The sequence below is a fragment of the Cupriavidus sp. Agwp_2 genome (assembly GCF_040784895.1).
Lineage (GTDB): Bacteria > Pseudomonadota > Gammaproteobacteria > Burkholderiales > Burkholderiaceae > Cupriavidus.
Window position 1 is genome coordinate 1,351,531 of sequence record NZ_CP088084.1, and the last position, 12,627, is coordinate 1,364,157.

Here is a 12,627-nt window from a genome sequence, read left to right on the forward strand (position 1 = left end):
CCGCGGTATTTGGAATTGGCTAAGGCCGTGTTCGGCAGTGCCGCCACCACCCGGCTCAGGTGGTTCCGCCGGCACGAAGGGCGACTTTATGATTGAAAAAGCAATGGAGGACGCCCGCGCCCTACAATCGGCCGGCACACCTAGGGCTGCAACCGGTTGCTTGCCAGCACCGGACCGCCCGCGTAACGAGGGGACATTCAGATGGATTTGCGTTTCACCGCCGAGGAACAGGCCTTCCGCGAGGAGGTCCGCGCTTTCGTGCAGGCCAAACTGCCGGAAGACATCCGCAACAAGGTGCTCAACCACCAGCGCGTGGAAAAGGACGACTACGTCCGCTGGCACCGCATCCTGCAGGCCCAAGGCTGGGGCGCCCCCACCTGGCCCACGCAATGGGGCGGCACCGGCTGGACCGCGCTGCAGCGCCTGATCTTTGAAATCGAGACCTTCCGCGCCGGCGCGCCGCGCCTGCTGCCGTTCGGCCTGACCATGATCGGCCCGGTGCTGATGAAGTACGCCAGCCCGGAGATGCAGCAGCGCTTCCTGCCGCGCATGCCGGGCGTCGAAGACTTCTGGTGCCAGGGCTACTCCGAGCCGGGCTCCGGCTCCGACCTGGCCTCGCTGAAGACCCGCGCAGTGCGCAAGGGCGACAAGTACATCGTCAATGGCCAGAAGACCTGGACCACGATGGCCCACTTCGCCGACTGGATCTTCTGCCTGGTGCGCACCGATCCCGAAGCCAAGGCGCAGGAAGGCATCTCCATGCTGCTGATCGACATGAAGTCGCCCGGCGTGACGGTGCGCCCGATCAAGACGCTGGACGGCGGCCACGACGTCAATGAAACCTGGTTCGAAGACGTGGAAGTGCCGGTCGAGAACCTGGTCGGCGAAGAGAACCGCGCCTGGACCTACGCCAAGTACCTGCTCGGCCATGAGCGCACCGGCATTGCCGGCATCGGCCATTGCCACCGCGAACTGCGCCAGCTCAAGCACTACGCCAGCCAGACCACCGACGGCGCCGGCCGTCCGCTGATCGAAGACGTGCGCATGCGCGACAAGATCGCCCGCGTGGAAATGGACATCATGGCGCTGGAAATGCTGCTCCTGCGCGTCGCCACGCAGGCCGCCGGCACCCCGGGCCCGGAAGCGTCGATCGTGAAGATCCGCGGCTCCGAAGTGCAGCAGGACCTGGGAATGCTGATGATGGAAGTGGCCGGCCCCAACGCCTGGCCGTATTCGCCGGACTGGCTCGAACCCGGCGCGATGCAGCCGGTGTCCGGCCCCGAGTGGGCCGCCCCCGCTGCCTCCACGTACTACGACATGCGCAAGACCTCGATCTACGGCGGCGCAACCGAAGTGCAGAAGAACATCATCTCCAAGATGATCCTGGGTTTCTGAAGGGATAGCTGACATGGACTTCACCTACAGCGAAGAGCAACAGATGCTGGCGGACAGCCTGCGTCGCTTCATCGACACCGAATACACCTTCGAGGCCCGCCGCAAGAGCGCGCGCCAGGGCGAAAGCCTGGATCGCGGCATGTGGAACAAGCTGGCCGAAATGGGCGTGCTGGGCCTGACCGTGCCCGCCGACTTCGGCGGCTTCGGCGAAGGCCCCGCCAGCCAGCTGGTGGTGCAGCGCGAGCTGGGCCGCGGCCTGGTGCTGGAACCGGTCACGCCCAGCGGCGTGATGGCCGCCGCCACCCTCAACGCCTACGGCAGCGACGCGCAGAAGCAGGAATGGCTGCCGGCGATCGCATCGGGCGAACGCATCGTCACGCTGGCCTACCTGGAACCGACTACGCGCTACCGCCCGGAATCGGCCCGCGCCAGCGCCGAGCGCAGCGGCGACAGCTACGTGATCAGCGGCACCAAGAGCGTGGTCTGGCACGGCGCCGCCGCCGACGCCTACCTGCTGACCGCACGTGTATCCGGCAGCAACGAGATCGCACTGTTCCTGGTGCCGCGCGACAGCAAGGGCCTGGGCGTGACCGCCTATCCCACCATCGACGGCCTGCGCGCCGCCGACCTGTCACTGCAGAACGTTACCGTGCCGGCCAGCGCGCTGGTGGGCCAGCCCGCCGACGGCCTGGCGGCGCTCGGCGTCGGGCTGGAGCACGGCATCGCCGCACTGTGCGCGGAAGGCGCGGGTGCCATGGAAAAGCTGATCCAGATCACCGGCGAGTACCTCGCCACGCGCCAGCAGTTCGGCAAGCCGCTGGCCAGCTTCCAGGCGCTGCAGCACCGCATGGCCGACATGCTGGTGCAGAAGGAACTGGCGCTGTCGATGGCTTACGTGGCCGTGCAGGCGCTGGATGAAACCGATCCGGCCGCGCGCCGGCGCATGCTGTCTGCCGCCAAGGTGACGGTTGCACGCGCCGGGCGCTTTGTCGGCCAGCAAGCGGTGCAGCTGCACGGCGGCATGGGCATGACCGACGAGCTGTCGGTGGGCGACTACTTCAAGCGCCTGACCATGCTGGACCAGTTGCTGGGCGACAGCGACTACCATATGCAGCGCTTCGGCGAAGTGATGGAAGCCTGATCCCGGTTGCGGCCACTGGCCGCAGTCGTGCGCGTGGCCGGGCATCTGCCCGGCCACGTGTCGTTTTATCGCAGCGCAAGACGCTCGCATCCTGCCCCGGCCAGGTGATATTCATACAAGTCGCCTCCCGTCGCCACAGCGTGGCGTCCAGGGGGCCGCAAGCCGCCACAGGCCATAGCCGCGTACTCCGACGACCGCCGCGGCAAGAACTACAGCGTGACTGACGGTACGGGCCGCTGACCGCAGCATGACGTGCCGCCACCCGGCAGTCGGCAACGATCTCGCGCGGCCAGTTCACCACCGTGACCGTGGACGGCTTCAACGCGGCGCCCGTCCATACCCCCAACAGCGTGCACATCCGGCTGGACGCGTAAGCCCCTGTCCGCCTCTCCCGGCCATGTCGGGACAGGCGCCCCATTCCCCTGAGCGCAATTCGGCGGAACCGGCGGGCCGGCGGGCCAGTGCACAACGCGTCACGAGCATGTCATCGCCACCGCTTAGCCTTGCGGCCTGCCGATCCGGCAAACCCATCACAACAATCCAACGATGCCCATGGAAGAAGCCAAACTGACACCTGGCCTTGTGGCCGCGTGCCTCGCAGCGCTGCTGTTGAGTGCCTGCGGCGGGAGCGACGACGAGAAGCCTGTGCAGCCGCCAGCCGCAGCCCAGCCGGGCGCCTCGACGCCTGCGGCCCCTGCGGCGCCCGACAAGCGCTGCGCGCCCTGACCGCGGCTGGCATAGCCCGCGTCCATCCACATCCTCCCAGCACAACGACATGATCTCCCGCCGCAAGTTTCTGCAGGCGAGCACCGGCGCGGCCTTTTCCGCCGCGGCGCTGGCCGCCTTTCCTCCGAGCATCCGCCGCGCGCTGGCTATCCCGGCAAACAATGCCACCGGCACCATCATGGATGTCCGGCACGTGGTCATCCTGATGCAGGAAAACCGCTCATTCGACCACTACTTCGGCACGCTGGCAGGCGTGCGCGGATTTGGCGACCGCCTCACGATCCCGCTGCCGAACGGGCGCAACGTCTGGCAACAGGCGCGTGCCAACGGCAGCATCGTGACGCCCTACCATCTGAACGGCAGCGCCAACAACGCACAGCGCACGGCCGGCACGCCGCACGCGTGGGCCGACAGCCAGGCCGCCTGGGACCACGGCCGGATGTCGCGCTGGCCCGTCGCGAAGACCGATACGTCGATGGGGTACTTCAAGGAACAGGAAATTCCATTCCAGTTCGCGCTCGCCAAGGCGTTCACGCTGTGCGACGCCTACCATTGCGCGATGCACACGGGCACCGACGCGAACCGCTCGTTCCACATGACCGGCACCAACGGCGTGATTCCGCAGAACGTGGCGTTCGTCAACAACGAGTGGGATGCGATCAACGGCGTCGCCGCCGATGCCAGCACCGGCTACACGTGGAAGACCTACGCCGAGCGCCTGGAAGAAGCCGGTATCAGCTGGATCAGCTACCAGAACATGCCCGACGAATGGGGCGACAACATGCTTGGTGCCTTCCAGAGCTTCCGCCGTGCCAACCTGAACTCGGGCTTCCCGGTGTCCAGCGGCGGTGCGCCGCAATCGCCGTACACGAGCACCGGCCAGGCGCTGCCGTACCACGCCTACGATGCAGCCAGCGACAACGCCGCCAACCCGCTCTACAAGGGCGTGGCCAACACGTTGCCGGGCACGCAGCCTGACCAGTACCTTGACGCTTTCAAACGCGACATCGCTAACGGCACGCTGCCCCACGTTTCGTGGATCAACGCGCCGTCGATCTATTGCGAGCATCCGGGACCTTCGTCGCCGGTCCAGGGCGCCTGGTTCCTGCAGGAAGTGCTGGACGCGTTGACCAGCAACCCGGACGTCTGGAGCAAGACGGTGCTGCTGGTCAACTTCGACGAAAACGACGGCTACTTCGACCACGTGCCCTCGCCTTCAGCCCCGTCGCGCCATCCGGACAGCTCGCTGGCCGGCAAGACCACGCTGCCCGACGCCGACCTCGCCGCCGAGTACTACACGCAGCAACCACCGGCCGGCAGTACAAGCCAGCCGGCGCGCGACGGCCGCGTCTTCGGTCCGGGTCCGCGCGTGCCGATGTTCGTGATCTCGCCGTGGAGCCGCGGCGGCTGGATCAACTCGCAGGTGTTCGACCACACTTCCGTGCTGCGCTTCCTTGAGGCGCGCTTCGGCGTGCAGGAGCCCAATATCAGCCCGTTCCGCCGCGCGGTCTGCGGTGACCTGACCACGGCATTCAACTTCCAGACACCGAACACCGAGGCGCTGCCCACACTGGCCGGGCGTGGCACCCGTACGTCCGCGGACCAGTTGCGCACCGCCCAGCAGGCGCTGCCGGCCGTGCCGGTACCGACGACCGCGCAATTGCCGCAGCAGGACACGGGTTCGCGCCCGTCGCGAGCCCTGCCCTACGAGCTGCACACCAGTGCGCGCGGCAACGTCAACGGCACCGTGCAGTTGCTGTTCGCGAATTCGGGAAAGCAGGCCGCCGTCTTCCACGTCTACGACCGCAACGACCTGGACAGCGTGCCGCGTCGTTACATGGTCGAGGCCGGCAAGACCTTGTCCGATAGCTGGGCTACCTCTTCGGCCGATGCCGGCCAGTACGATCTCTGGGTACTCGGCCCGAACGGCTACCACCGGCATTTCAGCGGAGATACGAAGGCACTCGACGCCGCGCGTGCCAATCCGGAGATCCGGGTCTGCTACGAAGTCGCCAACGGTGACGTGTATGTCGACCTGATTAACATGGGCAATGCGCCGTGCACGTTCCGCGTCACGCCGCTGGCCTACCGGACGGACGGGCCATGGGAAGCCTCGGTGCCGGCAGGCGGCTCGCAGACCCTGCATTGGGCGCTGAAGGACAGCGGCAGCTGGTATGACTTCGCGGTGACCAGCAGCAGCGATGCCACGTTCTACCGGCGCTTTGCGGGCCGTGTGGAAACCGGAAGCCACTCGGTGACCGACCCGGCGATGGGCATGCTCTAAGCTGCGCCGTGCAATGCCGGAGCCCATGGCGCGCGCCATGGGCTTCTTGCATGCTACCCGCCTGATTATCCCGCTCTTGCGGCGCGTACGCCGCGCCCAGGCACTCCCGCAAGTCTCAGGGCCCCGGGTCCACCTGCGCCGCGCGCGCGGCAGCTCCGAGGTGCCTAGGGAAATCCACTAGTCCGTTCCAACGATTCCCCTCCCGCCCACCATCACTACGCTGTCTCCACAGGCACAGGCGCCGCCGGCCATCCCATCAAGGAGCGAGACTGCAATGACATCCACTACACATCGACTGCTGCGCGGCAGCCTGCTGGTGACCAGCATGGCACTGGCCGCGGCATCGTGGGCGAAGGTCACCCCTGAAGACCTCAAGCAGCTTGACGGCAACCTGACGCCGATGGGCGCGGAGCGGGCCGCCAGCAAGGACGGCGATGTGCCCCAATGGGCCGGAAAATGGCTGGGCACGCCGCCAACTGTCAAATACCAGCGCGGCGAACGGTATCCGGACCCGTATGCCGACGAGAAGCCCCTGTTCGTCATCACCGCGCAGAACATGGCGCAGTATGCGGAGCGGCTCAGCGATGGCCAGAAGGCGCTGTTCAAGAAGTACCCCGACACCTTCAAGATGCCGGTGTACGCCAGCCATCGCGACTTCCGTTACGAAGACGCCGTCTACAAGGACATCCGCACCTACGCCACCACCGTCAAGATGACGGACGATGCCAACGGCCTGAAGGACGCGGGCCCGCAAGTGCCCTATCCGATCCCGAAGACGGCAATGGAGCTGCTGTGGAACCAGCGCTTCTCTTCGGCCGTCGGCACCGAGAAGGCGCAGTACGACCAGGCCGTGGTCTATCCGAATGGCACGACCGCGTGGGGACGAGTCTCGTACAGCATCCTCTCGCCGCGCAACAACGGCAAGTTCGACCCGCACAACGCGCTCAACGAGCGCTCGTTCTTCCGCACTGCAACCGACCTGCCGCTGCGCGACCGGGGCCAGGTGATCGTGGGTTATGCCGTATGGGACCAGGAAGGCTCGGACACCAACCGCACCTGGATCTACAACCCGGGCACGCGGCGCGTGCGCCAGGCGCCGGAATTCGGCTTCGACCAGCCCCAGGGCCCCGGCGGCTTCCGCACCGTGGATGACGATCGCCTCTTCAACGGCTCCGGCGAGCGCTACAACTGGAAGATCGTCGGCAAGAAGGAGGTCTATGTCCCGTACCACAACTACAAGCTGCAGAGCACGTCGATCAAGTACAAGGACCTGCTGACCAGCGGCCACGCCAACCCTGACGTCATGCGCTATGAGCTGCATCGCGTCTGGGTCCTGGAAGCAACGCTCAAGTCCGGCTTCCGTCACCAGTATGCGAAGCGCGTGCTGTATCTCGACGAAGACACCTGGCAAGCCCTCGCCGCCGACAACTACGATGGCCGCGGCCAGCTGTGGCGCACCAACCTCCAGGCCTCGGTCTACGCCTACGATGCGCGCCGCTATCATCCGACCGCGGTGTTCTACCATGACCTGATTTCCGGCGCTTACTTTGCGGACCGCCTGACCAACGAAGGCCCGATGTTCCAGCTGAACAACAGCCCCGAGTTCACCGAAGCATTCTTCTCCCCGGACGCTGCACGCGGGACTGGTACCTGATCGAATCGCATGATCTCCGGCCGGGCGAGGCTTCGCCCGGCCTTGCCACATCTCCTCCCCCCCTTTTTCCCCCGCCACTGCGCGCGCGCACGACCGTGATGCCTGGCGCCGGCGTGGCCATGCGCCATGAACATGGGCGCGGCGATCAGCCAGCTATCTGCGCGAGTGTCGCGTGCACTGAGCGTTTAATCGCATTGCAAAAATTTTGTCACGACGTCGCCGGGAGATTCGGCGTGATCGAATGATCTTTAGGAAACGTCCGATATTCCGCTGCGCGCCCCCTTCCCTACTATTCGACATCTACTAGGAAGCGCTAAACAGGATGAGCCATGGGATCCACGTTGCACCCGAGGCGAGGCGTTTGAGCAGGCGGCGGATGGTCTTGTTGACGTCGTGACGGTCGAAGTAGTCGGGACCAAGGTCGGCATATTCAACGCCGTCGCACGAGTTGCTTGCGGGTGCGCGTGAGATCGCGCAACTCCTGAATGGCCGCCGGCGGCACGAAGCTCGATCGGATCAAACCATGGGCGAGCAGATCGGCAATCCACATCGCGTCGTTGACGTCGGTCTTGCGGCCGGGCACGTTGCGGATGTGCTGGGCGTTGGCCAGGACCAACTCGAAGCTGCCCTTGAGGATGTGCCACACCGGCTTCCAGTACACCCCGGTGGCTTCCATAGCCACGTGGGTGCAGCCGTGCAGCGCCAGCCAGTCGGCCAGCGCCAGCAAGCCGGCGGTGGTGCTGTCAAAGCTGCACACTTCCTGATGCGCGGGCGCCGAGACGCAGCGCACACAGGCCACGATGGTGTCCTTGTGGACGTCGAGTCCGGCACAACGGTGATAGAGAACTTGCATGACTCCTGCCAGAGTCTATGGCATCGGCAGCAGCCCTCGTTGTCGAAATCTACTAGGCGCGCTCCGGGGTGTCACCACCCGTGGTCGCAATTTGGGGTGCTCGCAGGGCTGCGGGTCCAACTATTGAACGGGCTCGGGGCACCAAAGATGGGCCGACCTCGTTGCCGATACCAGATCGGATCTTATGCCGATCCAATCGCAAGTCGCCAACCGCAAGCGCGCTTCATTCTTCGGGGTCGGGCGCGCCCGATGGAAAACTATTGACGCGTCTCAAATGCGGGCGCAGCGATTGCTCCGCAAAATTGCCAATCCCTTGGCTGCGGCGGCGAATGTCCGACCTGGCGATCCGTGCCCGTCTACCCCTTGAATCATGATCCTCAGCCCTCCCTTTCTGCCGTCCGATGGACTGACCTCCAACGACCCGGACAGTATCGATCCGATGATGGATGCCGTGGACAAGTTCGAACTGGCCCACCACGGCGTCTATCCCATCGCCTTCGACCGCCGCTGGCACTGCGGCGCGCACCTGCAACCGAAGTACCAGAACGATGCCGTCCGTGCCTTAGCCGACGGGGAAGTCGTTGCCTATCGCGTCTGCCAGAAGGCTATTGCTGACGGACAAAAGGACGTCAATGGCGGCGATGCCCTGAACTCCAATCTCGGCTTTGTGATGCTCAGGCACAAGACCGACACCGGCGATGGCCGCACAATCACCTTCTACTCGCTGTACATGCACCTGCTGGACCTCGACAGCATTAGAAAAAAGATTGGGCCGTTGCCGAACAATCCGCCAGAGGTCGGGTCATCCACCGCGCTGCCGAAATGGCTCGCCTATCCGACCGATGGGGTGCAATCGCCCAAGGGCCTGAAGGTCTACCGCAAGGATATGCTCGGATATCCCGGGGCATGCCACGGGCAATCGCACCTACACTTCGAGACCTTCATGACCGAGAGCGACTTCGCGGCGTGGTTCAATCAGTCCGGCCATGCGGTCCAACTCGGCAACAAGACCCCCACCACACCGGCGTCCAAGGACTACTGGGGGCACAGCTATTTCGTGATTCCCGGCGGTCAGGCATTCGTCAGCGCACCGCCCGGGGCCATTGGCACCACCGCCCCTTACTTCCCGCCGCTGCAGGCGGGCACGCTGGACGCGGCTAGCAAGTTGTATGTCGCGGCGTATTTTCACAAGGGCCACCGCTACACGCGCGCCTGGGTGGAAAAAAACGGCGCCCTCACGCTCCTGACCCCCAAGCCGGTACGGGACACCTATGCCGAATACGAGTACAAGATGTATGCGCGCGCTACCGCGCTCTATCCCTCATGCCCGAGTGACGGTTACGAGTTGCTGCGATTTGGCCGTATCCTGAGCGAGCAGCCGAAGCTGCCGCCGGCAGCGCAGAAAACATGGGTGTCGGTGCCGTTCGAGGCGGGCAAGCAGGGATACGTCGACATCAGTCTGAACACGATCCAGAAGCTCTCTGACGCAGACTTCCCCTTCTTCATGGGATGGCAGGAGATCGAGGAAGGCAATACGCCGTTCAGCCAGGACGGTCTGTGCGACCAGGACGAACTGCGCAAGATGGTCGCGGTGGTCGAGGACCTGGAAACGCCCGCTGACCGGCTACGCGAAGGATTCGAGCAGGAAGACAAGCTGGCCGCGTATATCCACACGCACGCCGAGGTACGGGCGAAACTGCGGGGTCTCATTTGTCACGCCCCGAGTGAATGGGATGCGAGCGCCAACGAGGCGCGCCACAAGCCGCTGAAGGACCCCGATGGCTTCTTTGGCAGGCGCAAGGACATCGACCCGTATGGCTACGACAAATTCATGGCGTTCCACACGCAGTTCCAGTTCATGGAGCAGACCCCACTCGGCGGCGGCAAGAAGTTCTGGTTCTTCCACCCGCTCGCGTTTTTGCGGCATTTCAGGAAGTGTGGGTGGCTGAATCAAACTGAAATTGCCTCGACTCTTCCCAAGCACATGTTTTATACGACATCAGGTGCTATCAGAACCGCAATTACGACTACCGGCCCCACCTACACGCTCACTCATAACGATGCTGAGTCTCGCATTGCAAAATTTGTGATCGAGTTAAATAGATGCATGCGAAAGTATCTTGGGGTTGACAAGAAACGAGTAGGTATATTTTTGGCGCAAATTCTTCTGGAAACCGCTCAGTGGAGAAATCTCGGCGGATCGAGGCGATTGTTGCATGAGTGGGGCTTCGGCCAATATTCGAGCGCGAACCCCGCCACCCAGTACTACACGGTATTTTATGGCCGCGGAATTGCGCAACTCACGTGGGCTGGAAACTATCGCGATTATGGAACGTTTGCTGCCATCCCCAATCATATTGCCGCATATACTGAGCGCCTAACCCCAGCATCACCTAGAATTACGAGTAGTTCACTACACTACCACATCGAACCCAAGCGATAGTGGGAAACTCATCCAATGGGCCCCTAGATATGATCCAGACATCATTGGGGAGAGTCCCTTCTTTTCCTGTGACTCCGGCGGCTACTATTGGATATCAAAGCCATTTTCGGAGGGGACGAACATAAATCGCGTTGCCGATCGCGAATATAGCCCCAAGCAAATCGACCTAATTAATCGCCTCGTTAATGGCGGAGGGAATGGGTATTATGAGAGACAGGCATACACAGCATTTATTCTTAACAGGATGCTTGATCGCTCCGACAAAAGATTCGCCGAGACAATTGCACCTCCAGCACCAAAAGCGAAAGTTTCCCCAAACATGGAAGTGGCATCCTAGAATATGCGCAACAGTTTATATTTGTTTGTTCTCGCGTTAATTGTTCACTGCGGAAACGCAAAAGCAATAGAAGAAATCGCTTTTACCCCGTCCGCTGGCGTAAAGGCAACCATTGCAATTCATGACAGCCTCGTTTCCGTGCGCGTATGCAGCACAAGGAATTGTAATAGCAGCGTCTTTAGCGTTGACGCTGACAACTCAAATTCCATTCGAATCGAAAAGGTAGATTACAATTTTGATGGAAAAATTGATTTCTCACTGAAATACCTGGATGAGGGAATGGGAGTATATTTTATTCATCGGGTGTTTTTGTACTCAAAAACCACAAGGAATTTTAAAGAATACTTCCCGCGCTGCGGTGACGAATTTATCAACTTGAAAATCGATAAGAAGAAAAGACGATTGATTAGCACATATTTCCGCGACAACACTCCGAAGCTTTGCATTTCATATCCACCCAAATCTCTCTAAGAAAATGCACGTTGCAAGCGCTTCGTCGACCTTGAGCATCATGGGACGCCCTCTGGTGCGCAAGGGCGCTGCCAACGCTGCACCGCATCAAGGCCGCCGTCCATCGACACCACCCAGGCATGCACAAATGCCGCCTGCGGCCCGCAAAGGAGCCAGAGGCGGCATCGGTAACGACCACGGCTCTCGTGGTCAGCCCTCAAACACGTGCCGCAGCACCGGCGGCTCGATATTGCCCGGATTCAGCTCGATCACGCGCCGTGCCACGCTGGAAGCGCGCACCTGCTCCACGTCGGTGTAGAACTGCTGGTACCAGTCACGCATCTGGTAAATCGGCCCATCGCCCTCGCACAGCAGCGGGTTGTCGATGCGGATCTTGCTGTCCCAGATCGCCACGTCCTCATAGAACGCCTGGCGCGCCTGCTCCACGTAGGCTTGCGCCATGGCGCGGTTCTGCTCGTCGCTCAGCCCCGGGATCTTTTTCACCAGCACCCCGTAGCGCAGCACGAAGCTGTGCAGGTCGATCGGCACATGGCAGTTGAGCAGGACGGAGTGGATCTCCTGGTCGCCCATGCGGCCACTCATATCGGTGATGTGGTACGCCGGACCGAAGTACGTGGACAACGCCGTCAGCTGCGCGTCGCCCGACAGCCGGGCACTGCGCCCGATCATCAGCTGCGTGGCCTTGTGGTCTTCAAACAGGTTGGCGAAATAGTCGACCGGGGAACCGTGGACGGTGCCGAAATGCGCCATGTCGGAAATATTGTCCACCAGCTCGCGGCAGTTGGTGCGGATCACCATCTCGTCCATGGCCCATTCCGACCACTCCGCCGAGAAGCACGCATCGATACGCGGAATCGCCACCTCCGGCGCCGCCGCGCGGCCCTCGGGGTCGTGCCAGATGAACAGCAGCCGGTTCTGCTCGCAGGTCTGCCACGCGCCGACACGCGCTTTGGGCGGCACCCGCTTGCAGTAGGGGATGGACTTGCAGCCGCCGTCGCCGCCCCATTGCCAGCCGTGGAACGGGCACACCAGGTTGTCGCCCTGCACGGTGCCGGTGCTGAGGTCCGCGCCCATGTGCGGACAGTGGCCGTCGATCACGCGGATGGCGCCGGTCGAGTCGGCGAACGCCGCCAGGCGCCGGCCGAAGATATCGAGTGTGTGCGGCTTGCCGTCGCGGTAGGCGTCGGCCAGGCCGAGGCAGTGCCAGCCGCGCGCGTAGCGGGCCTCGGGCGGGCGTGATTCGATCTTGTAGCCGCTGATGCCGGTTTGGCTCATGGTGTCTCCTTGAAATCCCGTGGGAACTTCAAGATAAGAGCGTCTGGC

General features: G+C 63.0%; 7 protein-coding genes and 1 pseudogene. 6 read left to right on the top strand and 2 right to left on the bottom strand.

The window, feature by feature from the left end; translation table 11 throughout:
• Positions 1-201: 201 nt before the first annotated feature.
• The 4 genes from LPA45_RS23890 (at position 202) to LPA45_RS23905 (ending at position 7,200) form a co-directional block, all read left to right on the top strand.
• Positions 202-1,395, top strand: a complete 1,194-nt coding sequence (locus LPA45_RS23890) for an acyl-CoA dehydrogenase family protein (RefSeq protein WP_317924825.1) — start codon at positions 202-204, stop codon at positions 1,393-1,395.
• A gap of 13 nt (positions 1,396-1,408) precedes the next feature.
• A complete protein-coding gene (locus LPA45_RS23895; protein WP_317924824.1) occupies positions 1,409-2,536 on the top strand; it encodes an acyl-CoA dehydrogenase family protein in 1,128 nt (375 codons plus the stop codon).
• 775 nt (positions 2,537-3,311) lie between these two features.
• Positions 3,312-5,546, top strand: coding sequence for a phosphocholine-specific phospholipase C (locus tag LPA45_RS23900; protein ID WP_317924823.1), 2,235 nt, complete (start codon positions 3,312-3,314; stop codon positions 5,544-5,546).
• 274 nt (positions 5,547-5,820) lie between these two features.
• On the top strand, positions 5,821-7,200 hold the full coding sequence (locus tag LPA45_RS23905) for a DUF1329 domain-containing protein (protein ID WP_317924822.1): 1,380 nt from the start codon (positions 5,821-5,823) through the stop codon (positions 7,198-7,200).
• A gap of 433 nt (positions 7,201-7,633) precedes the next feature.
• On the opposite strand, the pseudogene LPA45_RS23910 reads toward LPA45_RS23905, so the two are convergent.
• A pseudogene (locus LPA45_RS23910) lies at positions 7,634-8,053 on the bottom strand (transposase); the annotation flags it as partial.
• A gap of 370 nt (positions 8,054-8,423) precedes the next feature.
• Between LPA45_RS23910 and LPA45_RS23915 the strand changes: the two are divergent.
• Both LPA45_RS23915 and LPA45_RS34230 read left to right on the top strand, forming a co-directional pair.
• Entirely contained in the window at positions 8,424-10,496 is a 2,073-nt protein-coding gene (locus LPA45_RS23915) for a hypothetical protein (RefSeq protein WP_317924821.1), read from the top strand.
• Between the two features lie 616 nt (positions 10,497-11,112).
• Positions 11,113-11,304 carry a hypothetical protein gene (locus LPA45_RS34230; RefSeq protein WP_376790679.1) on the top strand — a complete coding sequence of 64 codons (192 nt, stop codon included), beginning with the start codon at positions 11,113-11,115 and terminating at the stop codon, positions 11,302-11,304.
• 189 nt (positions 11,305-11,493) lie between these two features.
• Here LPA45_RS34230 and LPA45_RS23920 read toward each other — a convergent pair whose 3' ends face one another.
• A complete protein-coding gene (locus LPA45_RS23920; RefSeq protein WP_317924819.1) occupies positions 11,494-12,579 on the bottom strand; it encodes a Rieske 2Fe-2S domain-containing protein in 1,086 nt (361 codons plus the stop codon).
• Between the last annotated feature and the right edge of the window lie 48 nt (positions 12,580-12,627).